Here is a 20,878-nt window from a genome sequence, read left to right as displayed (position 1 = left end):
CGTCGGGGTCGGGCGCCGGAGCGGGCGGCGGCGGGGCCGCCTGCCGGCGCGGCGGCGCGTCGAGCCCGAGCTGTTCGCGCAGCACCTTGGCGTTCACCTCCTCCGCCGCGCCCTTGGGCAGCAAGCCGAGTTGGAAGGGTCCATAGGCGACGCGGATCAGCCGCGTCACGCCCAGGCCGAGGAAGGCCATCACGCGCCGGATCTCGCGGTTCTTGCCTTCGCGAAGCGCCACGGTCAGCCAGGAATTGGTGCCCTGGCGCGAGTCGAGGCCGGCCTCGATCGGGCCATAGGCGATGTCCTCGATGGTCAGGCCGTTGGCCAGCGCCGCCAGCGCCCGTTCATCCACCTCGCCATGCACCCGCGCGCGGTAGCGGCGCAGCCAGCCATTGGCGGGCAATTCCAGCTTGCGCGCCAGCGCGCCGTCATTGGTAAGCAGCAGCAGACCTTCGGAATTGAGGTCGAGCCGGCCGACGCTGACCAAGCGCGGCAGACCCTGCGGCAGGTTCTCGAAGACGGTGGGCCGGCCTTCGGGGTCGCGATGCGTGGTCACCAGGCCCGCGGGCTTGTGGTAGCGGAACAGCCGCGTGCGCTCGGGCTCGGCGACCATCTTGCCGTCGACGGTGACGAGGTCGCCGGGCTTGATGAAGGTGGCGGGCGTGGTGACGACCTTGTTCTCGATGCGCACGCGGCCTTCGGCGATCAGCGCCTCGGAGTCGCGGCGCGAGGCGACGCCGGAGCGGGCGAGCCACTTCGCGATGCGCTCGCCGCGCGGGCCGGGGGCTTCGTCCTCCGTCTCGCTCATCGGGCTTCGCCGCAGGCCGCGACGAAGGCGCGGAGGATGGCCATGTCCTGCGGGTCGACCGCGTATTCCGGGTGCCACTGCACGCCGAGTGCGAAGCGGTGCGCGGTGCTCTCGATGCCTTCGATGACGCCGTCGGGTGCCAGCGCGTTCACCACGCTTGCAGCGCCAACGGAGGCGACCGCCTGGTGATGCGCGCTGTTCACCGCCATGCGCGCCACGCCCGCGACGCGCGCCAGCAGCGTGCCCTCAGCGATCGCGATCTCATGCCCCGGCTCGGTGCGCGGGTTGGGTTGCTCGTGCGGCAGTGCGTCGGGCACAGCGTCGGGGATGTGCTGGATCAGCGTGCCGCCCAGGACCACCGCCAGCAGCTGCTGCCCGCCGCAGATGCCCAGCACTGGCATGTCGCGCGCCAGCGCCCCGCGCACCATCGCGAGTTCGAAATCTGTGCGCCCGGCCTTGAGGACCACCGTCTCATGCTGCGCGCCGCCGCCGTAGAGTGCGGGGTCCACATCAAAGGCGCCGCCGGTGACGACGAGGCCGGCAATACGGTCCAGATAGGCCTCGGCGAGGTCGGGGTGGTGGGGCAGGGCCATGGGCAGGCCGCCGGCCTCGGCGATGGCGGAGAAGTAGTTCTGGCGCAGCGCGTACCAGGGCAGCTTGGAGTAGCCGCCGGGCTGCTCTGCATCGAGCGTCACGCCGATGAGGGGAGGGTGGGTCATGCGGGCGGTGGTAGAGGCCAGGGGGGGCCGGGGGCAAGGGCGGGCTGCGCGGGGCCGTGCATGAACGCGATTTTCCTGCCGCGCGAGATCGCTTAGCCTCGTCGTCGTGCCCTACCCGCAAGAGATGCTGACCCCCATCGAGCGGGCTCTGGCCGAGGCCCGCGCCGCCGGCGCGCGCGGCGAGGTGCCGGTCGGCGCCGTGGTCACGGATGCGGAAGGCCAGGTCCTCGCCGCCGCCGGGAATGAGGTCGAGGCGCGGCGGGACCCCTCCGCCCACGCCGAAATCCTGGCCCTGCGTGCCGCCGCCGAACGGCTGGGCCGGAAATGGCTGCCGGGCTGCACGCTGACCGTGACGCTGGAGCCCTGCCCGATGTGCGCCCAGGCGGCCAGCCTGTTCCGCGTGGCGCGCGTGGCCTTCGGCGCCTATGATCCGAAGTCGGGCGGCGTCGACCACGGCGCCCGCGTGTTCCGCGCGACCTCCTGCCATCACGCACCCGAGGTGACCGGCGGCCATCGCGAGGCCGAATGCGCCGCGCTGCTGCAGGATTTCTTCGCCCGCCTGCGTGGTTGACCCAGGCGCCGCGAGCGTCCTCAATGCATGATCAAGTCTACGTGTCGAACGGCAAGCCAGCATGAAACGCATCCTCGCCTCGGAACTCGAAGGCGGCGACGACCATGAATTCCTGGTCCGCCTCTACACCCATGTGCTCGACCGCTGGCCGGACCGCGACGGCTACAGCCACTATCTTGCGCGCATCGACGGCAAGCCGGAGGCACGCAGCCTGGTGATTCGCGACGTGGCGCGCAGCGAGGAAGCGCGCAAGCTCGACGTCGAGGTGGTCTTCCCGGATGGCGAGCCGGCCGCTGCGGAGGCGGCGCCGCCTATCCCCGCCGTTTCGCCGCCGCCCACCGTGGCGCCCCGGCCCGCACCGCCCGCGGTTCCCCCACCTGCACCGTTCGCGGCACCCTCCCAGGCGCCGGCACCAGGACCCGTCGCGCCGCTCGCCACCATCGCCGCCGAGGTCGCGTCGCTGCGCGCGAAAGTATCGCAGCTCGAAGCCGAGATCGCTGCGCTGCGCAGCGAGCGCGGGGCCGTCACAACCACCCCCGAGGCGCCACCCAGCGCCAGCCTGCTCGAGGATGTCGCGCAGCAGATCGACGCCCTCTTCGCGCTCGGTCTTGCCGGCCTCGAGGCGCGGCTGGTCGCGCTCGAACGCGGCCAGCACGGCGGGTGAGCGCGCCCGAGATCCTGTTGGCGGCACCGCCCCCGGCGGCCCTGGACGACCCCGCGCGCTTTGGCGCCGCGCCCGCCGCGACCAGCCTCGCGGCCCTGCTGCCGGTGCTCGCGCAGGATATGCGGATCCGGCTGTTGGTGGCCTCGCCAGAAAGCATGGCCTGGCCGGTGCCGCCGGGCATCGACGTGGTGGGGCCGGACGCCTTCGCCGCCAGCGCCGCCTTGCGGGCCTTGCCGCGCGTCTTCGAGCTCGGCGACCATCCGGCGCACCGCTTCGTGCTGGATCTGGCACGCGGGGGCGGCGGATTGCTCGTGCTGAACGACCTCTCGCTGCATGGGCTGGTCGAGGCGGAGACCCTCGGCGCCGGCGACGGCGCCGCCTATGCCGCCGCCTGCACGGCGGAAGCCGGGCCGGCCGGCACCGCCATCGCGCGCGCGCGGTTGCGTGGACTGGACGTCGTTCTGCGTCGCTCCGTGCTGCCGATGACCGCGGCGTTGCTGAGCAGGGCGCGCGGCGCCGTGGTGCATGGCGCCGCGGCAGCGGCCCGGCTGCGCGTGCGTCCCGGCCTCGATGTGCAGGTTGGCTGCCGCGCCGTCGACCCGTCCGGCAGCGCGCCCAGCCAGGTCTCGCGCATCGCGGCGCGCAGCGCGCTCGGGCTGCCGGGCAATGCCGCCGTGCTGCTCGTCGCCGCCGGATCGGCCGATCCGATGGGCGCGATCTCCGTGCTGCGCGCCCTCCGCCAGCGCCACCCGAATGCATGCCTGGTCTCGGACGGCCCCTGTCCCGCGCTCGCGCGCCAGGCCGAGATGCGCGGCTGCGACGATGTGGTGCGCGCCGGCGCCGAGACGATACGCCATGGCCTACCCGCCGCGGACGTGGTGCTCGACCTCGATCCATTCTCGACCGGCGCGGCGAGCGCCCTGATCGATGCCAGCCTCGCCGCAGGGCTGCCGGTGGTGGGCTATCGCCATGGGCCGGCGGCGATGCTGTCGCGGCCGCTCGCCCTGTGCGTGCCCTATGCCGAGAACGCGGCCGCCCAACTCGCCGCCGCCGCATCCGAGTTGCTGGGCATGGCAACCCGCGGCGGCTTCATCGCCAGCGAGGCGCGGTCCTATCTGCGTCAGAACCGCAGCCCGGAGCGGGCCGCGCTCGCCTATCTGCGCGGCGTGCATGCGATGAGGCTGCATTGAGGAGTTCGCCATGCCGCACGAGATGATCCGCACCACGGTCGAAGGCGAGATCGCCACGGTGATCATCGACCGCGCGCCGAAGCGCAACGCGCTCGACCTGCCGATGTGGATCGCGCTCGGCGAGGCGCTGTCCGCGACCTCGGCGAACACGGGCCTGCGCGCCGTCATCATCCGCGGTGCCGGCGAGGAGGCGTTCTGCGCCGGCGCCGACATCGCCGCCTTCGCGCGCGAGCGGGGCACGCCCGAGCGCGAGGCGGTCTATGGGCGCGAACTGCACGGCGCCTTCCAGGCGATCCGCAGCTGCCTGCACCCGACCATCGCGGCGTGTTCCGGCTGGACCATGGGCGGCGGGTGCGGCATCGCGACGATGTGCGATTTCCGCGTGGGCTCGGCGGCGACGCGCATGGGCATCCCCGCGCGCAAGCTCGGCATCTTCTACGCCTATGAGGAGATCGATCCGATCATGCAGTCGGTCGGCTACGCGGTGACGGCGGAGCTGCTGATCGAAGGCCGCGTCTTCACCGGCGAGGAGGCGCTGCGCGTGGGCCTGTTATCCCGCCTGGTCGCCGATGGCAGCGTGCATGCGGAGGCGTCGTCGCTGGCGGGCCGCATCGCGGAGGGTTCGCCACTCTCGGCGCGCTTCCACAAGCAGGCGCTGCAGAAGCTGCGCGGGCCGCTGCCGATCTCGGCGCAGGATCGCGCGGCCGAGGGCGCCTTCGCCTATACCGAGGATTTCGCCGATGCCGCCCGCGCCTTCCTGGAGAAGCGCAAGCCGGTATTCCGCGGCCGCTGAGGGTTCAGCGCGGCGTGGCACCCGCCTTCGCGGCCGCAGCCTGGGCGGCCAGCGCGCGCGCCATCTGGCTCAGCGCCTCCTGGTGCTTCTCGTTGTCAATCAGCGCGAAGTTGCGCGCGAGCTCGAGGCCCATGCGCTGGCGCGGTGACAGCGCCTTGGGGTCGGCACCGTCCTGCAACCCATCGAAGAACCAGGAGACCGGCACGGCGAGCACGCCCGCTATTTCGAACAGTCGGCCGGCCGAAATGCGGTTGAGCCCACGCTCATACTTGTGCGCCTGCTGGTAGGTGACGCCGATCATTCCTGCCAGCTGCTGTTGCGACAGGCCCATCATCACGCGCCGTTCGCGGATGCGCGATCCGACATGATGGTCCGCCGCACTGGCGCGCTGGCTGTTGCGCTCCGGCGTGGCACCGGCCGCGACCCGCGGCTTGGCGGCAGGGGCGCGGGCGGAATCCGGTTGAATCGGCATGGCGATGGAACTCCGGAGAATGTCGTCTGGCGACAGTGTTGCAGCCGGAACGGTAAAGGTTCTCCTCACGAGCGCATGCTGGCGCGGGATTTATCTTCGCCGGGGCGATGCGTCTCCGGCGGTGCCCTATCAAGGCCCGGAGTGCCTCGTTATAGAACGGCGAGGAGCGCCGCCGCCGCGCGCCGTTCTGGGACGCGGCCTTGTACGGGATGAGCCATTGCCGGAGACGACGACAATCCCCGCGAGGTTGCGCCGCTGGGTTCGCGAAAGCCTGGGCGTCCTGCGGCGATGGTCGCACCGGCATCCGCATCTGCGGCGCAGCGTGTTGCCGTTGCTGCGCCCGCTTCTGCGTCCATTGCTGCGCGAACTCGCCGATCGATTCGCGTCTCGCTATCGCGATTGGGTTCGCATCGAGGAGACGCTGGCGCCGCAGGACCTTGCCGCAATCGCCGCGCATATCGCGACGCTGGGCGCCAAGCCGCTGATTTCGGTGGTGATGCCGGTGTACAATACGCCCGAGCCGTTCCTGCGCGCCGCGATCGCATCGGTCGAGGCGCAGCTCTGGCCGCATTGGCAGCTCTGCATCGCTGACGACGCCTCACCGGCGCCCCATGTCGCGCGGGTGCTCGCCGAGGCCGCCGCGCGCGACGCCCGGATCCGGGTCGAGCGTCGCGCCGTCAATGGCCATATCTGCGCGGCCAGCAACACGGCGCTCGCGCTCGCGACCGGCGAGTGGGTCGCGCTCATGGACCATGACGACCTGTTGCCGCCCTCCGCGCTATACGAGATTGCCGCCGAGGTCGCCGCGCATCCGGATGCCGCGGTGATCTACAGCGACGAGGATCACGCGGACAATCACGGCAACCGCTCACGCCCCTACTTCAAGCCGGATTTCGACCCCGACCTGCTGCTCGCGCAAAACCTCGTTTCGCATCTGGGCGCCTATCGACGCGATCTGATGACCGAAATCGGCGGCTTCCGCGATGGCTTCGAAGGCAGCCAGGATCATGACCTGGCGCTGCGGGCGACGCGGCATTGCGGCGCCGCGCGCGTGCGCCACATCCCCGCGGTGCTCTACCACTGGCGGCAGCAATCCGGCGTTGCGTCGTTTTCGGAATCCGAGATGGAGCGCTGCGTGGCCGCCTCCTCGCGCGCGGTGGCGGATCACCTGGCGGCGAGCGGCGTCGTCGGTGCGCGGATCGAACGCGCGCCGCTCGCGCCGATCTTCAACCGGGTGGTGTTTGCCTTTCCCACCAAGCCGCCACTCGTCTCCGTCATCATCCCGACGCGCGACCGCGCCAAATTGCTGCGGACCTGCGTCGAGGGCGTCGTTTCACGCACGGACTACCCCGCGCTCGAGATCATCATCGCCGACAACGGCAGCGTCGAGCGGGCGACGCTCGCGCTGTTCGAAAACCTGCGCAAGGCGCATGGCGTGCGCGTGCTGCCGCTGCCCGGCCCGTTCAATTTTTCCCGCCTCAACAACCAGGCGCTGCGCGAGGCGCGCGGCGAGGTCATCGTCTTCCTCAACAATGATATCGACGTCATCGGCCCCGGCTGGCTGCGCGAGATGGTCACCCACGCGCTGCGTCCTGGGATCGGCGCGGTCGGTGCGCGGCTGCTGTTCGCCGATGGCCGCCTGCAGCATTGCGGCGACGTGCTCGGGGTCGGCTTTCCGGGCGGTGTCGCGGGCCATTATGGCGGCCTTGCCGCCCCGGACGATCCCGGCCCCTTCGCCACCTACGTGGTGACGCGCAGCGTCTCGGCGGTGACCGCCGCCTGCCTTGCGGTGCGCCGGGCCATCCTCGACGAGGTCGGCGGCTTCGACGAGGCGAACCTCGCCGTCGCGTTCAACGATGTCGATCTCTGCCTGCGCATCCGCGAGGCCGGCTACCGCAACCTCTATGCACCGGCGGCCGAGCTGTATCATCTGGAATCCGCGACCCGCGGCGACGACCTCCGTCCCGAGCATCGCGAGCGCTTCATGGCGGAGGTGCGCGTGATGCGCGATCGATGGGGTGCTGCGCTGGACCAGGATCCCTACTGGAATCCGAACCTCTCGCTCAGCGTGCTCGACGGACAGCTCGCCTTTCCCACACGCCGCGTGAAGCCGTGGCGCGACTTCATCAAGGAAGCCCCGTGCGCACCGCCCGACGCGCGGAGCGCCGCATGAGCGCCCCCGCCATGACCCTGCCCGAGGGGCTCGTCGCGGCGGCGGCGGATGCCCGGCCGATCCACCCTCTGCGCCCGGCCGGGCTCGCCGCCTTCCTCGATACCCTGCCCGCGCCCCAGGCTGCCTTCCTCCGCGCCAGCGGGTTTGCCGCGAAGTTCGGGGAAACGGGGCTGTTGCCCGCGGCCGATGGTCTTGCCGGTGCCGTGCTGGGGCTCGGCGAAAGCGAGGAGCTCTGGGCCTGGGGCGCGGCGCCGCTGTCGCTGCCGCCCGACACGGCCTGGCAACTTGCGGATCCGGCCGCGGCCGCCCCCGCCACCTTGGGCTGGGCACTCGGCGCCTATCGCTTCACCCGCTATGCGGCGCGCAAGCGGATGCCGGCCAGGCTGGTGCTGCCCGAAGGCGCGAAGGAGGCGCTGATCCTCGCCGACTCCGTCATCGCGGCGCGCGACCTTATCAACACGCCGGCCGCGGACCTGGGCCCGGATGAGCTGGTGGGCGCCGTGGAGGCGCTTGCGGCCTGTCACAATGCGCAATTCAGCGTGATCGGATCGGACGCCCTGGCAGCGGGTTTCCCCGCGCTTTTCGCCGTCGGTGCCGGTAGCCCCCGCGCGCCGAAGCTCGCGATCCTCGAGTGGGACAGCGGCATCGAGGGTGCGCCACTGGTGGCGCTGTGCGGCAAGGGGGTGTGCTTCGACACCGGCGGCCTCGACCTCAAGCCCTCCGCCGGCATGCTGCGGATGAAGAAGGACATGGGTGGCGCCGCGATCATGGTCGGGCTTGCTGCCGCCATCATGCGAGCGAGGCTGCCTATCAAGTTGATTTTGTTGGTAGGCGCGGTGGAAAATTCCATCTCCGGTTGTGCCATGCGCCCGATGGACGTGTTACGGACGCGCAAGGGGCTCACAGTTGAGATCGGCAATACGGATGCCGAGGGGCGCCTGGTGCTGGCCGATCTGCTCGCCTACGCGGCCGAACGGAACCCCGCCGTGATCATCGACGCGGCAACGCTGACGGGCGCGGCGCGCGTTGCGCTCGGCCCCGACCTGCCGGCGTTGTTCTGCAACGATCCTGTTCTGGGGACGTTCATACGGGACGCCGCGCTGTCCTCTCAGGATGGTGTCTGGCAATTACCTTTACACGACGGTTACGACTCTTGGCTTGAGAACCCTACGGCCGATCTAAGCAATGTGGGATCAAAGCCCCTGGCGGGCGCGGTGACCGCTGCGTTGTTTCTGCGACGCTTCGTACCTCCGGGCCAGCCATGGGCGCATCTGGATGTCTACGGCTGGAATGACGCGCCCCGACCGGGCCGTCCCGAAGGCGGAGAGGCGCAAACGCTGCGCGCGGTATACGCAGCACTTGCGAAACAATTCGGATGCGGGCTAAATTTGTAGTCTCAGGATTGCAATGATTTTGTTGCGAATCGAAAACCTAGGGCGTCAAGTGAAACGCCCGCAATCGGTGTCGCAAGACACACAGTCGGACCGCCTGTCCCAACATCACTGCGCCCGCGACGGTGCGATGGAGGGAAGGCCAGGACAAGGAGTGAAAGATGCCTATGCAAGCCAACGCCGACCAACTGGTCGGCATCCTGCGGGACACGGTCGTGGCGCTCGTTCGCCGCGACGGCCCGGATCTCTCGGCACGCCAGCTCGGCGTGTTCCTCACGGTGTACCTGAACGACGGACCGCACACGGTGCGTGGCCTGGCCGCGGAGCTCAACGTCTCCAAGCCTGCCATCACCCGCGCGCTCGATCGTCTGGGTGAGCTCGACCTGGCGAGGCGCAAGGTGGATCCGATGGATCGCCGTTCCGTGCTCGTGCAGCGCACCGTGAAGGGCACCGATTTCCTGCGCGCGATGCAGGACATCATGGTGGAAGCCGAGACGACCACGCGCGAGATGGAATACACCGAGGCGGCGAATACCGAGGTCGCCCAGACCCGCCGCGCGATGTGACGCGCCTGCCGGGGTGGACATCCGTCCACCCTGGTGCCGCGCTGCACGGGGGCTGCCCCTTCAATAACCGGTGGAGAAATCCACCAGGTTCAGAAGAGGCTCGCCCGTGCGGGCTCGGCGGATGTTCTCGACCACCTGCGGCGCTGCGCTGGCAGGGATGGTGATGCTCGCGGCGTGCGGGGTCATCACGACGCGTGGGTGCGACCAGTAGCGGTGATCGGTCGGAAGCGGCTCAGGCTCGAACACGTCGAGTGCGGCGCCAGCGATGTGCCCGGCGTCTATCGCGGCGAGCAGATCGGCATCCACCACATGGCCGCCGCGGGCGCCGTTGATGACGAAGGCGCCCGTCGGAAGTCGGGCTAGTAGCCGAGCATCGATGACGCCTCGCGTGGCCGGCGTCAGCGGCAGCAGGCAGACCAGGATGTCCGTCTGGGCCACCATCGCATCGAGCCCCGCGTCGCCGTCGAAGCAGGTTACACCCGGCAGGGACTTCGCACGGCGCGACCAACCGCAGACCGGGAAGCCCACCGCGCGGATCATCCCCGCCGCATGGCTGCCCAACGCGCCCAGCCCGAGAATGCCGACGCTGCGCGTCGCCGTGACCGGTGCGTCCAGCTCATCCCATACGCGCGCCTGCTGCTGCGCGCGGTAGTCCAGGTCCTGGCGATGGAAGCGCAGCACGTTCAACAGCACCCATTCGCCCATCTGCGTCGTCAGCATCGTGTCGACCAGCCGCGCCACCGGGATGCCCGGCGGCGGGCCGGGCGGGCGCAGCAGGTGGTCCACGCCGGCGCCCATCGAGCAGATGAGCTTCAGGTTCGGGTAACGACGCAGCTCCGCCATGTCGTGCGAGGACCAGCACACCGCGGCCTCGATCGCCTCCGGTGCGCCGGTGTCGGGGAACATGCGGATGTCGAGCGTGGGGTCGAGTGCGAGCATCGCATCCCGCCAGGCCGCCATCAGATGCGGCTTCATCGACAACAGCACCGCCATGCTCAGCCCTCCGCCAGTTCAGCGCTCGGTGTCGCGGCGGACAGCGCCGCGCGCGCCGCCTCGACTCGACCCACGAAATCGCGCCAGCTCTCGCGCCGCGTCGCGACCAGCTCGGTGCCGTCGTCGAGCTTGGCGTAGAGGGTGAGCCAGCCGCGCGCCCACAGCGCATCCATGTTCTGTTCGCGCGCCAGGACGAAAGCGGCGGTGCGATCGAACACGCCATCCTTCACCTTGGGATGCAGCTTCGTGATCCACCACAAGCCACCCGCGAGCAGGATCGCGAAGCCAAGGTAGTAATGGACCAGCGCGGTCGCGGCGAAGCTCGCCAGCACGACGGACCCCGCCGGCCAGACATTCTCCCAGGCCTGGTAGACCGGGCTGCCGGGGGAATTCGCCTTGCGGATATGCACGCCGAGCTTCACCAACCCGGAGTCCAGCAGCGCCTTCAATCGTTCGAGCTCGTTCACGTCACCGCCGCCAGTTCGAATGCCGCAGCCATCAGCGCCCTCGTATAGGGCTGGGTGGGGGCCGCGACCACCGCCTCGGCCTCGCCTTCCTCCACCACCACGCCGTCCTTCATCACCGCGATGCGGTGCGCCATGGCGCGGACCACGCGCAGATCGTGGCTGATGAACAGGTAGGCGAGCGCGTGCCTGGCCTGGAGCGCTCGGAGCAGATCGACGACCTGCGCCTGCACCGAGACGTCGAGTGCTGAGGTCGGCTCGTCGAGCACCAGGAAGCGGGGCTTGAGCACCAGGGCGCGCGCGATGGCGATGCGCTGGCGTTGGCCGCCGGAGAATTCATGCGGGTAGCGCTCGGCAGTGGCGGGGTCGAGATTCACCTCATCCAGCGCCTGCGCGACGGCGCGCGCTCGCTGGGCGGCGTTGAGGCCGGGTTCGTGCACGGCCAGGCCCTCGCCCACGATGTCGGCGACGGACATGCGCGGGGACAGCGAGCCGTAGGGGTCCTGGAACACCACCTGAAGCCGCCGCCGCAGCGGGCGCATCGCGCTTCGGTTCAGCGCCTCGATGGCGCGGCCTTCGAAGCGAATCGCGCCCTCGCTGGGGGCGAGGCGCAGCAGCGCGAGGCCGAGCGTGGTTTTGCCGGACCCGCTCTCGCCCACGACGCCCAGCGTCTCGCCCTCGCGCACGGAGAGGGTGACGCCGTTCACCGCCTTCACCGTCGCGACCACGCGGCGCAGCACCCCGCGGCGGATCGGGAAGTGCACGCGCAGATTCTCGGCGCGCAGGATTTCTGGCGCACCGGCGGCGATCGCTGGCGGCCGCCCGCGCGGCTCGGTCGCCAGCAGCATGCGCGTGTAGGCGTGTGCCGGGTTGCCAAAGACCTCCGCCACGCGGCCCTGTTCGACGGCCACGCCATCCTTCATCACCACCACGCGGTCGGCGTGGCGGCGCACGATCGCGAGGTCATGGGTGATGAGCAGCATCGCCATGGACAGCTCGCGCTTCAGCCGCGCGAGCAGTTCCAAAATCTGCGCCTGGATGGTGACGTCAAGCGCGGTGGTGGGCTCGTCGGCGATCAGCAGCTTCGGGTCGTTCGCCAGGGCCGCGGCGATCATCACGCGCTGGCGCTGCCCGCCGGAGAGCTGGTGCGGGAAGGCCGCGAGCCGCGCCTCGGCCTCGGGGAAGCCGGCGCGGGTGAGCAGCTCCACCACGCGGGCGCGCAGCGCGTTGCCGGAGAGTGGCTGGTGCAGCGTGACCGCCTCGCCCACCTGGCGGCCGATGCTGTGCAGCGGGTTGAGCGAGGTCATCGGCTCTTGGAACACCATCCCCGCAACGCCGCCGCGCAGCCGCTGCAACTCGCGCTCGGGCGCGCGCAGCACGTCGACGCCGTCGAGCAGGATGCTGCCCGCCGGGTTGGATCCCGCCGCGGGCAGCAATTGCAGGCAGGACAGCGCGGTGACGGATTTGCCGGACCCGCTCTCGCCCACCAGCGCGACCGTCTCGCCGGCCTCGACCGTGAAGGAGACGCCGTGCACCACGCGCGTGCCGCGAAAGGCCACGGCGAGGTCGCGCACATCCAGCAATGCCATCTAGCCTTGGCCCCCCGGCAGCTTGCGCGGGTCGAAGGCGTCGCGCACCGCCTCGCCCACGAAGATCAGCAAGGTCAGCATGGTGCCGAGCACGAGGAAGCCCGTCATCGCGAGCCACGGCGCCTGAAGGTTGTTCTTGCCCTGGTTCACCAGCTCGCCGAGCGAGGCGGCGCCGGGCGGCAGCCCGAAGCCGAGGAAATCCAGGCTCGCGAGCACGGTCACGCTGCCCGACAGCGTGAAGGGCAGGAAGGTGAGGGTCGCGACCATGGCGTTGGGCAGGATGTGGCGCGCCATCAGCCGGGCGTCGGAAACACCCAGCGCGCGAGCGGCGCGCACATAGTCGAGGTTGCGGCCGCGCAGGAATTCCGCGCGCACGACGCCGGTCAGCCCCATCCAGGAGAACAGCAGCAGGAAGATGAGCAGCACCCAGAAGCTGGGCTCGATGATCGAGGCGAGGATGATGAGCAGGTACAGCTGCGGCATCCCCGACCAGATTTCGATGAAGCGCTGGAAGATCAGGTCGGTGGCGCCGCCATAGAAACCCTGCACCGCGCCGGCGGCGACGCCGATGATGGAGCTGATAATGGTCAGCGTGAAGCCGAACAGCACGCTCACCCGAAAACCGTAGATGACGCGCGCCAGCACGTCGCGCGCCTGGTCGTCGGTGCCGAGCCAGTTGCGCAGCGACGGCGGCGAGGGCGCGGGCTGCCCCAGGTCGCGCACGGTCGAGCGATAGGCATAGGGGATCGGCGGCCAGATCGCCCAGCCGCGCTCGGCGACCGCGCGCAGCAGGTCCGGATCGTGCCAATCCGCTCCGGTCGGCAGCCCGTCCTCGAGGATGTCGCTCTCCGCGTAGTCGACCAGCACGGGGAAGAAGAGATGCCCGTCCACGCGCGCGACCAGCGGCCGGTCATTGGCGATCACCTCCGCGAACAAGGTCACGAAGAACAGCACCGCGAACACCCACAGCGACACATAGCCGCGCCGGTTGGCCCGAAAATTCGCGAGCCGCCGCGCATTGATCGGCGTCATCGGCGCGCGGTCCGATCCGGCGGGGCGTCGGGCATGGTGGGGTGCATCCCCGCCATCCTACTCATCCCGCAACGGGCGCGCCATCAGCCGGCTGATCGCGTCGGGCAGGCTGATGCTCCCTTGCAGCAGCTCCGCCACCGCCTCGCACAGCGGCAGCTCGACGCCCGCCGCCCGCGCGCGGGCCACCAGGGCCGGGGCGGTGGCGACGCCCTCGGTGACACCGGCACGTCCGGCGAGTATCTCGGTGAGCGCCTGGCCGCGGCCGAGCGCCATCCCGAGCGACATGTTGCGGCTCGCGGTCCCGGCAGTGGTCAGCACCAGATCGCCCAGGCCCGACAGCCCCGCCGCGGTCTCCGCCCGCCCTCCGAGTGCCACGGTGAGGCGCGACAGCTCCGCGAGGCCGCGGGTGACCAGCGCGGCGCGCGCATTCTCGCCCAGCCCCGCGCCGATCACCGCGCCGGCGGCGATGGCGATCACGTTCTTGGCCGCCCCCCCGACCTGCGCGCCGATCGCGTCGTCATTGCCGTAGAGCCGGAAGCCCGGACCGGCGAGGAGGGTCAGCGCCGTGGCGCGCAGCCCGGCATCGGCCGAGGCGATCACCGCCGCCGCCGGCAGCCCGCGCGCGACCTCGGCGGCGAAGTTGGGGCCGGTGAGGATGCCGGCGGCCCCGGGGCGCAGCGCGGCCAGGATCTCTAGCGGGAACTTCCCGCTCGCGGCCTCGACGCCTTTCGCACAGAGCAGCACCGGAGCGGCGAAGTCCGGCAGCATCGACAGCACCCCCCGCAGCCCCTGCACGGGCACGACGAGGAGGATGAGCGCGGCGCCTTCCAGCGCCGCCAAGGGATCGGCGGTGACGCGGAGCGCCGGTGGCAGCGGCAGGCCTGGCAGGTAGCGCGTATTCTCACCGGCCGCGACCATCGCGGCGGCGCGGCCGGGGTCGCGCGCCCAGAGCGCCACATCGGCGCCGGCCCGCAGCGCCTGCAACGCCAGCGCGGTGCCCCAGGCGCCGGCGCCGAGCACCGCGACCCGCGCCATCACTCCTCCACCAGCCGGGTCACGGCCACGCCCTGGCCGGACTCGCCATCGCCGAGGGAGGCAAGGAGCGCGTCGAGAATGGCGGCGGCCTCAGCGGCAAAACCGAAGGGCGGGTTCACCACGATCAGGCCGCTGCCGTTCAGGCGCTGCGGGTCGGTCGGCTCACGCAGCATGAGCGCGCAGTCGAGAATGTCGCGCACGCCGCTTTCGCGCAGCGCGTGGTGGAAGGCGCGGATGGGCGCACGGTGCTTGATCGGGTGCCAGGCGGCAATGATCACGCCGCGCATGCGCCGGTTCACCAGCGCGATGCCTTCGGCCATGCGCTCGAACTCGCCCTCGCGTTCGAAGGGCGGGTCGAGCAGGACCAGGCCGCGCTTTTCGGGGAAGGGGAGCAGCGCGCCCAGCGCTTCCCACCCATCGCGCTTATGCACCGCCACCTGGCCATCGCGGGCGAACAGCGCGCGCAGCGCGGCGTGGTCCTCGGGGTGCAACTCACAGCAGAGCAGGCGGTCCTGCGGGCGCAGCAAGGCGCGGATCAGCGCAGGGGAGCCGGGGTAATGGTCGGGAAAGCCCGCCTCGTCGAGCCGCGCGCGGTAGTCGGCCAGGGCGGGGACGGGCGCGAGGCGGGCGGCCCCTCGCGCGGCCTCGCCGGTGCGCAGAGCCTCCGGCGCGGCCATGTCATAGGCGCCGCGTCCGGCATGGGCATCGAGTACGGCAAAGGCCGCCGGCTTGCGCGCCAAGCCACGCAGCAGGGCCAGCAACAGCGCGTGCTTGAAGCAATCCGCATGGTTGCCGGCGTGGAAGGCATGGCGGTAGTTCACGCAGAGCGCTTACCCCGCCGCGCGCGCCACCGCCAGACAGTGGCGCGCGATTGAAGCCCCGCGGTCGTTCAGCCGCGCAGGAACGCCAGCAGGTCGGTGTTGAGCCGTTCCTTCTCGGTGTAGAAGAGGCCGTGCGCGGCGCCGGGGTATTCCAGCAGCGTCGCGCCCGGGATCATCGCGGCCGTGCGGCGGCCCGACACGTCGATCGGCACCGTCTCGTCGCCGTCGCCGTGGATCACCAGGGTCGGCACGGTGATGCGGGCGAGGTCGGCGCGGAAATCGGTCGTCGAGAACGCCCGCACGCAATCGATCGTGGCCTTGGGCGAGGCGAGCATCGCCACCTGCGAGGTCCACTGCAGCAGCTCGCTGCTCACCGAGAAGTTGAGCAGCCCGGCGCCCATGAATTTCTTGCCGAAGCTGGCGAGGAAGTTCGGGCGGTCCTGGCGCAGCCCGTCCACCATCTCGTCGAACACCGATTGCGGCACGCCGTCGGGGTTGTCGCCGGTCTGCAGCATGAAGGGCGTGACGGCGGAGACGAACACGGCCTTGGCGACGCGGCTGCCGCCGTGTGTGCCGAGATAGCGCGCCACCTCGCCACCGCCCATCGAGAAGCCCACCAGCGTCGCGTCGCGAAGATCCAGCGCTTCCATCAGGCTGTTCAGGTCGCCCGCAAAGGTGTCGTAGTCATAGCCCGACCAGGGCTGGCCCGAACGGCCGAAGCCGCGGCGGTCATAGGCGATGACGCGGTAGCCGGCGGCGGCCAGCACCGGCGCCTGGTATTCCCACATGTCGGCATCGAGCGGCCAGCCATGGATCAGGACGACCGGCGGACCGCTGCCCCAATCATTGTAGTAGATGTCGGTGCCGTCGGTGGTCTGGACGATTGGCATCACTGCACTCCATTTGGTTCGAACCCACCCAACGGAGGCGCCATGGAGGAGTTTCCCTCACATCGCCGCGGCGATCTCCTCGCGCGACATGAAGGGCACCTGGGCCCAGAAGCCCGACTTCTCGTTCTTCATCAGCTTGAGCCAGGACTGGACCTTGCCGTCCGGGCACACCGTCTCGCCGGTCTCGCCCTGGTTGGAGGGGTAGCGGCGCAGCTGCGGGTTGGTGAAGCTGTGGCCCACGCTCGGGTGGCCGTAGACCTCCATCCCGGCATTGGCGAACATGTTGAGGTCCTGCGCGATCTTGTAGGCATAGCCGCCGGGGATCGCGCAGGAGCAGGCGTAGAGCAGCACCTTCACGCCCGGCGTGCCGTACTGCCAGATGGCGTCGGTCAGCGCCTCGCGGCTGTCATTGTTGAAGCCCGCCGAGGCAAGGCCGCCCTTCCAGCCATGCCCGAAATACACGATGGCGTCGTACCATTGCGTCCCGCAACCCTGCTGCATCTTGTCCAGGATGGACTGGCGGCGGCGCGCGGCGGGAGCGGTGTTGTCGAACTTGAAGGTCACGACCTCCTTGCCCATGCCCTCGTATAATTTCTTGTAGATCGACATCCCCGGATGGAAGGCGCCGATGGCGTCGTTCTTCGGCGGCTCGCCGGGTTTCGGAGCCTCGTTGTAGAGGGGGGCGAATACGAAGCTTTTGGCCGGGGCTTCCATGGCGATGTTCCTTCAGGCTGGTGGCGGTCGAACCGCGCCGGTGTGTACACGCAGGCGCGGACTGGCTTGTGGTCGCACTATTTCGGGTCGAGCGCAGATCGTCCGGCGCTCTCCAACCCGGGCGGGAGACTACCAGCGCGCCGGCGTCGGGGCTGCAAAATCAGCGTTAGATCGGCGCCAGACCGGACAGCAATTCCTCCAGCGGCCAGCGCGGCCGCGGGGCGTGGCCGAGGCTGTCGGCGGGCAGCCCGGCGTGCAGCCGCTCGACCGCCGCCCAGGCGATCATGACCGCATTGTCGGTGCACAGGCGCAGCGGCGGGGCGAGCATCGGCACGCCCCGCGCGGCGGCGGCGCGCGCGAGTGCGGCGCGCACCGCGCCATTGGCCGCGACGCCGCCCGCGACCACCACCGCGGTCGCAGCCGGGAACATCGCCAGGGCATGCGCGGCGCGGTCGGCCAGGACCGCGGCGACCGCGGCCTGGAAGCCGGCGGCGATATCCTCGGCGCGCGCATCGCCCTTCGCGACGCGCTGGGCCACGGCGGTCTTCAACCCGCTCCAGGAGAAGTCGCATCCCTGCCGGCCGAGCAGCGGGCGGGGCAGGGCGACCACGGAGGCGTCGCCCTGGGCTGCCAGCCGCTCCAGATGCGGCCCGCCCGGCCAGGGCAGGCCGAGCATCTTGGCCGCCTTGTCGAAGGCCTCCCCCACCGCGTCGTCGAGCGTGGTGCCCAGGCGGCGATAGCGGCCGACACCCTCGACCGCCACGCATTGGCAATGCCCGCCCGAGAGCAGCAGCAGCAGGTAGGGAAATGCTGGCGGCGGCTGGTCCAGCAGGCCCGGGATGCGTGCCGTCAGCGCATGGCCTTCGAGGTGGTTGATCGCGAAGAAGGGAATGCCGCGCGCGATCGCCACGCCCTTGGCGAAGCCGCTTCCCACGATCAGCCCGCCGATCAGCCCGGGCCCGGCGGTGCCGGCGACCGCTGTAAGATCGCCGTAGCCAAGCCCGGCCTTGTCCAGAACTCGCGCCGCGAGGCCCGGGAGTGCCGCGAGGTGCGCGCGCGCCGCGATCTCCGGCACCACGCCGCCGAAGCGGGCGTGCTCGGCCTCCTGGCTGAGGACCGCCTCGGCCATGATGCGGCCCTGCCCGTCGAGCACGGCGGCCGCCGTCTCGTCGCAGCTTGCCTCCAGCCCCAGGACCCGGACGGGACGCTCAGATTTGCTCATGGCACTTTCGCCCATGGCACCCAGCTTCTATGACGCCGCCATGTCCCCCGATAGCCCCGCCAGCCACAAGCGCCGCGCCCTGCCATTGCGAGTCGGCACCCGCGCCTCCCCGCTCGCCTTGCAGCAGACGCGCGTCTTCCTCGACCTCATCACCCGGTTCTGCCCGGTGCTGCGCGACGTGAACGCCTTCGAGGAGCACCGCATCCAGACCTCGGGCGACGCCATCCAGGACCGCCGCCTGGCCGAGATCGGTGGCAAGGGCCTGTTCGCGAAGGAGATCCACGAGGCGCTGCTCGACCGCCGGATCGATTTCGCGGTGCATTCGCTGAAGGACCTCGAGACCGAGCTGCCGCCGGGGATCGTGCTCGCCTGCACGCTCAAGCGCGAGGATGCGCGCGACGCGGTGGTGCTCGGGCCGGGCTGCGATGACTTTTCAGCACTTCCGGGTGGCGCTCTGGTCGGCACCGCGTCGGTCCGGCGGCAGTCGCAGCTGCTGCATGCGCGGCCGGACCTCGCCATTGCGCTGATCCGCGGCAATGTGCAGACCCGCCTCGCGCGCGTCGCCTCCGGGGAATTCGCGGCGACGCTGTTGGCCCTCGCGGGGCTGCGGCGCCTGGGCCTCGAGGATCGCGCGAGCCACATCCTCGACCCCGACGCCATGGTGCCCTCGGCGGGGCAGGGGATCGTCGGCGTCACCGTGCGCGAGACCGATACCGAGCTGCACGAGCTTCTCTCCGGCATCGAGGACCCCGAGGCGCGCGCTGTCTCGACCGCCGAGCGTGCGTTGCTGGCGGCACTCGATGGCTCCTGCCGGACGCCGATCGGCGGGCATGCCCGCCTGCTCGGCAATGGCGAGCTGCATCTGACCGGGCTGGTCGCCCGCGCCGACGGGTCGTTCCTGCTCAAGCGCGCCCTGCATGGCGCGGCCGGCGACGCGCAGCGGCTCGGGCAGGAGCTCGGCGCAAGCCTGCGCGCCGATTGCCCCGCCGACATCTTCGGCTGAGGGCGCCCGCGCCGATGCAGGTCCTGATCACCCGCCCCGAGCCGGGTGCGAGCGAGACCGCGCTCGCGGTGGCCGCGCTGGGCTGGACGCCCGTGCTCGCGCCCGCACTGACGCTTGCCAGCGTGCCCTTCGCCCTGCCGCCGCGAATCCAGGCGGTGCTGATCGCCTCCCGCGCCGCGGCGCGTGCGCTGCCGCGGACCCCGTTGCCCGTCTATGCCGTGGGGCAGGCGACCGCCGCGGACGCCATCGCGCGGGGCCTGCCCACGGTGGTCGCGGCGGAGGGCGATGCGGCCGCGCTGGCGGCTCTGGTGGCGGAACGGCTCGATCCCGGCGCCGGGCCGCTGCTGCTTGCGGTGGGGGAGGGCTATGGCGCCGCGCTCACCGCGATGCTGCGGGCGCGGGGTTTCCGCGTGCTCCGCCGCGTCGCCTATCGCGCCGCGCCGGCAGAATCGTTGCCCGAGGCCGCCCGTGCCGGACTCGCGCAGGGCATGGTCGCCGCCGCGCTGTTCTTCTCGCCGCGCTCGGCCACGCGGATCATGGAACTATTCCGCGATGCCGGCCTTGTAGAGCGATGCACCGCCATAGACGCCCTGGCGCTCAGCCCCAGGATCGCCACGACGCTCCGTTCGTTGCCGTGGCGTTGCATTCGCGCGACATCGCGACCCGATCCGGCGGCCTTGCTGGACATGTTGGGGCGGCCGCCCGAATAATCGCGACCCGGGCCGTAGCCCGCCCGGCCGAAGCGCCGGGTGGTTCTCCAGTCCCGGATCATGTGCTTGTGACACGAGCCCTGTCCCGGCCGCCTGCAGCGCAGGCTTCGGGATGGGCAGAGATCGCGTTCGGGAGGCCAGCCGATGACCGAGAATGACACGCCGCAGCCCCCCGCCATCCCCGCCGCCCCGGCGGCCCCGCCTATGACGTCCCCACCTGCGTCGCCTCCACCCGTGGCCGCTGCGCCGCCGCCTCCTGGCTCCGCCGTGCCGCCGGCCCCTGCCGCCCCTGCGACCAGCCGCCCGCTGCGCCGCTTCGATGCCGCGGTCCTTGCGCTGATCGCCGGCGGCGCGGTGCTGCTTCTCGCCATCGTCTGGCTGATCGCCACGCCGCGCCCGGCGTCGATCGCCGGGGGCGACCCGGCGGTGCGCGCGCTGACCGAGCGGCTGGCCGCGCTGGAGGCGCGCCGCCCTGCCGACCCGCCCTCGCTGCCGGTGCTGGAGGGGCGCATTGCTACCATCGAGGCGCGGGCCGCGCCGGACATCGCGCCGCTGCAGGCGCGGCTCGAAGCTCTCAACGGCCGGATCGAGGCGCAGGATCGCCGCATCGGCGCAGCCGAGGCACGCCCGGTGCCCGACCTCGCGCCGCTGGACGCCCGCATCGGCGCCAATGCCGCGGCGATCGCCCGCGCCGAAGCGGCCACCACCGCCGCCGCGGCGCAGGCCGGATCGCTCAGCGAGCGCCTTGCACCCCTCGAGGCGCTGCCACGCCAGGTCGCAGCGCTCGAAGACACCCAATTGCGCGCCAATGCGCTCGAGGCGGTCGATACCCGCGCGCGGGAGATGGCGGGCCGGATCGCCGCGCTGGAGGCCGCCATGACCCGGATCGGCGCTAGCGAGGCGCGGGCGATGCGCCTGATCGCGCAGAACCAGATCGCCACGCGGCTCGATGCCGGGCAGCCGCTGGGCCCGGCGCTGGCGGCACTCGGGGGCAATCCGCCGGCGCCGCTCGCCCGCTTCGCGACGCTGGCGCCGCCGACCGAGGCCGCGCTGCGCCTCGGCTT

Annotated in this window: 22 protein-coding genes; 10 read left to right on the top strand and 12 right to left on the bottom strand. The window is 71.2% G+C overall.

Translation table 11 applies throughout. From position 1 onward, the window contains the following. Together GXW79_RS20580 and GXW79_RS20575 are read right to left on the bottom strand one after the other, a co-directional pair. Nucleotides 1-802, bottom strand: an 802-nt coding sequence (locus GXW79_RS20580) for a pseudouridine synthase (RefSeq protein WP_211876332.1), incomplete at its 3' end; no start/stop codon positions are given. Continuing rightward, the gene (locus GXW79_RS20575) at nucleotides 799-1,521 is read right to left on the bottom strand and encodes a gamma-glutamyl-gamma-aminobutyrate hydrolase family protein (protein ID WP_211876331.1); all 723 of its coding nucleotides are present in this window, start codon (nucleotides 1,519-1,521) and stop codon (nucleotides 799-801) included. The genes GXW79_RS20580 and GXW79_RS20575, both read right to left, overlap by 4 nt. Nucleotides 1,522-1,645: 124 nt before the next feature. On the opposite strand from GXW79_RS20575, the gene GXW79_RS20570 reads away from it, so the two are divergent. The 4 genes from GXW79_RS20570 to GXW79_RS20555 all read left to right on the top strand — a co-directional run bounded on the left by GXW79_RS20570 (nucleotide 1,646) and on the right by GXW79_RS20555 (nucleotide 4,739). After that, on the top strand, nucleotides 1,646-2,092 hold the full coding sequence (locus GXW79_RS20570; RefSeq protein WP_211876330.1) for a nucleoside deaminase: 447 nt from the start codon (nucleotides 1,646-1,648) through the stop codon (nucleotides 2,090-2,092). A 61-nt stretch (nucleotides 2,093-2,153) separates the two neighbouring features. Beyond that, nucleotides 2,154-2,756 carry a DUF4214 domain-containing protein gene (locus GXW79_RS20565; protein ID WP_211876329.1) on the top strand — a complete coding sequence of 201 codons (603 nt, stop codon included), beginning with the start codon at nucleotides 2,154-2,156 and terminating at the stop codon, nucleotides 2,754-2,756. Beyond that, nucleotides 2,753-3,946, top strand: a complete 1,194-nt coding sequence (locus GXW79_RS20560; protein ID WP_211876328.1) for a glycosyltransferase family protein — start codon at nucleotides 2,753-2,755, stop codon at nucleotides 3,944-3,946. Before GXW79_RS20565 ends, GXW79_RS20560 begins: the two co-directional genes overlap by 4 nt. 10 nt (nucleotides 3,947-3,956) lie before the next feature. Beyond that, a complete protein-coding gene (locus GXW79_RS20555; protein ID WP_246504189.1) occupies nucleotides 3,957-4,739 on the top strand; it encodes an enoyl-CoA hydratase/isomerase family protein in 783 nt (260 codons plus the stop codon). Between the two features lie 4 nt (nucleotides 4,740-4,743). Here GXW79_RS20555 and GXW79_RS20550 read toward each other — a convergent pair whose 3' ends face one another. After that, nucleotides 4,744-5,211, bottom strand: a complete 468-nt coding sequence (locus GXW79_RS20550) for a helix-turn-helix domain-containing protein (RefSeq protein WP_211876327.1) — start codon at nucleotides 5,209-5,211, stop codon at nucleotides 4,744-4,746. 217 nt (nucleotides 5,212-5,428) lie between these two features. Here GXW79_RS20550 and GXW79_RS20545 point away from each other — a divergent pair, with 217 nt between their 5' ends. The 3 genes from GXW79_RS20545 to GXW79_RS20535 all read left to right on the top strand — a co-directional run bounded on the left by GXW79_RS20545 (nucleotide 5,429) and on the right by GXW79_RS20535 (nucleotide 9,341). After that, nucleotides 5,429-7,384 (top strand): glycosyltransferase family 2 protein, encoded by a 1,956-nt coding sequence (locus tag GXW79_RS20545; protein WP_211876326.1) that lies wholly within the window; start codon nucleotides 5,429-5,431, stop codon nucleotides 7,382-7,384. An 11-nt stretch (nucleotides 7,385-7,395) separates the two neighbouring features. Continuing rightward, nucleotides 7,396-8,778, top strand: coding sequence for a leucyl aminopeptidase family protein (locus tag GXW79_RS20540; RefSeq protein WP_211876325.1), 1,383 nt, complete (start codon nucleotides 7,396-7,398; stop codon nucleotides 8,776-8,778). Nucleotides 8,779-8,936: 158 nt separating this feature from the next. Next, nucleotides 8,937-9,341 (top strand): MarR family transcriptional regulator, encoded by a 405-nt coding sequence (locus GXW79_RS20535; RefSeq protein ID WP_211876324.1) that lies wholly within the window; start codon nucleotides 8,937-8,939, stop codon nucleotides 9,339-9,341. Nucleotides 9,342-9,401: 60 nt separating this feature from the next. Here GXW79_RS20535 and GXW79_RS20530 read toward each other — a convergent pair whose 3' ends face one another. From GXW79_RS20530 to tsaD, 9 genes are all read right to left on the bottom strand, one after another. After that, entirely contained in the window at nucleotides 9,402-10,334 is a 933-nt protein-coding gene (locus tag GXW79_RS20530) for a 2-hydroxyacid dehydrogenase (RefSeq protein ID WP_246504188.1), read from the bottom strand. A gap of 2 nt (nucleotides 10,335-10,336) precedes the next feature. After that, nucleotides 10,337-10,801, bottom strand: a complete 465-nt coding sequence (locus GXW79_RS20525; protein WP_211876323.1) for a hypothetical protein — start codon at nucleotides 10,799-10,801, stop codon at nucleotides 10,337-10,339. After that, entirely contained in the window at nucleotides 10,798-12,387 is a 1,590-nt protein-coding gene (locus GXW79_RS20520; protein ID WP_211876322.1) for an ABC transporter ATP-binding protein, read from the bottom strand. The genes GXW79_RS20525 and GXW79_RS20520 overlap by 4 nt, the downstream gene beginning before the upstream one ends. Continuing rightward, nucleotides 12,388-13,419 (bottom strand): ABC transporter permease, encoded by a 1,032-nt coding sequence (locus tag GXW79_RS20515; RefSeq protein WP_211876321.1) that lies wholly within the window; start codon nucleotides 13,417-13,419, stop codon nucleotides 12,388-12,390. Nucleotides 13,420-13,476: 57 nt separating this feature from the next. Further along, nucleotides 13,477-14,454: an NAD(P)H-dependent glycerol-3-phosphate dehydrogenase gene (locus GXW79_RS20510; RefSeq protein ID WP_211876320.1), complete on the bottom strand. Its 978-nt coding sequence runs from the start codon at nucleotides 14,452-14,454 to the stop codon at nucleotides 13,477-13,479. After that, nucleotides 14,454-15,275: a 23S rRNA (adenine(2030)-N(6))-methyltransferase RlmJ gene (locus GXW79_RS20505; RefSeq protein WP_211876319.1), complete on the bottom strand. Its 822-nt coding sequence runs from the start codon at nucleotides 15,273-15,275 to the stop codon at nucleotides 14,454-14,456. Before GXW79_RS20505 ends, GXW79_RS20510 begins: the two co-directional genes overlap by 1 nt. A 68-nt stretch (nucleotides 15,276-15,343) precedes the next feature. Continuing rightward, the gene (locus GXW79_RS20500) at nucleotides 15,344-16,165 is read right to left on the bottom strand and encodes an alpha/beta fold hydrolase (RefSeq protein ID WP_211876318.1); all 822 of its coding nucleotides are present in this window, start codon (nucleotides 16,163-16,165) and stop codon (nucleotides 15,344-15,346) included. Nucleotides 16,166-16,222: 57 nt separating this feature from the next. Then, entirely contained in the window at nucleotides 16,223-16,879 is a 657-nt protein-coding gene (locus GXW79_RS20495; RefSeq protein ID WP_211876317.1) for a hypothetical protein, read from the bottom strand. A gap of 166 nt (nucleotides 16,880-17,045) precedes the next feature. Continuing rightward, the gene (gene tsaD, locus GXW79_RS20490; protein WP_246504187.1) at nucleotides 17,046-18,101 is read right to left on the bottom strand and encodes a tRNA (adenosine(37)-N6)-threonylcarbamoyltransferase complex transferase subunit TsaD; all 1,056 of its coding nucleotides are present in this window, start codon (nucleotides 18,099-18,101) and stop codon (nucleotides 17,046-17,048) included. 13 nt (nucleotides 18,102-18,114) lie between these two features. Between tsaD and hemC the strand changes: the two genes are divergently transcribed. From hemC to GXW79_RS20475, 3 genes are all read left to right on the top strand, one after another. Further along, the gene (gene hemC / locus GXW79_RS20485; protein ID WP_408901565.1) at nucleotides 18,115-19,104 is read left to right on the top strand and encodes a hydroxymethylbilane synthase; all 990 of its coding nucleotides are present in this window, start codon (nucleotides 18,115-18,117) and stop codon (nucleotides 19,102-19,104) included. Nucleotides 19,105-19,118: 14 nt separating this feature from the next. After that, entirely contained in the window at nucleotides 19,119-19,814 is a 696-nt protein-coding gene (locus tag GXW79_RS20480) for a uroporphyrinogen-III synthase (RefSeq protein ID WP_211876314.1), read from the top strand. A 144-nt stretch (nucleotides 19,815-19,958) separates the two neighbouring features. After that, nucleotides 19,959-20,878, top strand: a 920-nt coding sequence (locus GXW79_RS20475; protein WP_211876313.1) for a hypothetical protein, incomplete at its 3' end; no start/stop codon positions are given.

Source organism: Plastoroseomonas arctica (genome assembly GCF_018128965.1).
GTDB lineage: Bacteria > Pseudomonadota > Alphaproteobacteria > Acetobacterales > Acetobacteraceae > Plastoroseomonas > Plastoroseomonas arctica.
The sequence above is the reverse complement of the archived record's forward strand: the minus strand, read 5'-3'. Positions and strand labels throughout refer to the sequence as shown.

Coding starts and splice junctions, on each gene's coding strand:
- GXW79_RS20480 (WP_211876314.1), top strand. CDS start 19,119: ATGCAGGTCCTGATCACCCGCCCCGAGCCGGGTGCGAGCGAGACCGCG.
- tsaD (WP_246504187.1), bottom strand. CDS start 18,101: ATGAGCAAATCTGAGCGTCCCGTCCGGGTCCTGGGGCTGGAGGCAAGC.
- GXW79_RS20565 (WP_211876329.1), top strand. CDS start 2,154: ATGAAACGCATCCTCGCCTCGGAACTCGAAGGCGGCGACGACCATGAA.
- GXW79_RS20550 (WP_211876327.1), bottom strand. CDS start 5,211: ATGCCGATTCAACCGGATTCCGCCCGCGCCCCTGCCGCCAAGCCGCGG.
- GXW79_RS20540 (WP_211876325.1), top strand. CDS start 7,396: ATGACCCTGCCCGAGGGGCTCGTCGCGGCGGCGGCGGATGCCCGGCCG.
- GXW79_RS20530 (WP_246504188.1), bottom strand. CDS start 10,334: ATGGCGGTGCTGTTGTCGATGAAGCCGCATCTGATGGCGGCCTGGCGG.
- GXW79_RS20535 (WP_211876324.1), top strand. CDS start 8,937: ATGCCTATGCAAGCCAACGCCGACCAACTGGTCGGCATCCTGCGGGAC.
- GXW79_RS20520 (WP_211876322.1), bottom strand. CDS start 12,387: ATGGCATTGCTGGATGTGCGCGACCTCGCCGTGGCCTTTCGCGGCACG.
- GXW79_RS20500 (WP_211876318.1), bottom strand. CDS start 16,165: ATGCCAATCGTCCAGACCACCGACGGCACCGACATCTACTACAATGAT.
- GXW79_RS20555 (WP_246504189.1), top strand. CDS start 3,957: ATGCCGCACGAGATGATCCGCACCACGGTCGAAGGCGAGATCGCCACG.
- GXW79_RS20510 (WP_211876320.1), bottom strand. CDS start 14,454: ATGGCGCGGGTCGCGGTGCTCGGCGCCGGCGCCTGGGGCACCGCGCTG.
- hemC (WP_408901565.1), top strand. CDS start 18,115: ATGGCACCCAGCTTCTATGACGCCGCCATGTCCCCCGATAGCCCCGCC.
- GXW79_RS20495 (WP_211876317.1), bottom strand. CDS start 16,879: ATGGAAGCCCCGGCCAAAAGCTTCGTATTCGCCCCCCTCTACAACGAG.
- GXW79_RS20575 (WP_211876331.1), bottom strand. CDS start 1,521: ATGACCCACCCTCCCCTCATCGGCGTGACGCTCGATGCAGAGCAGCCC.
- GXW79_RS20570 (WP_211876330.1), top strand. CDS start 1,646: ATGCTGACCCCCATCGAGCGGGCTCTGGCCGAGGCCCGCGCCGCCGGC.
- GXW79_RS20515 (WP_211876321.1), bottom strand. CDS start 13,419: ATGACGCCGATCAATGCGCGGCGGCTCGCGAATTTTCGGGCCAACCGG.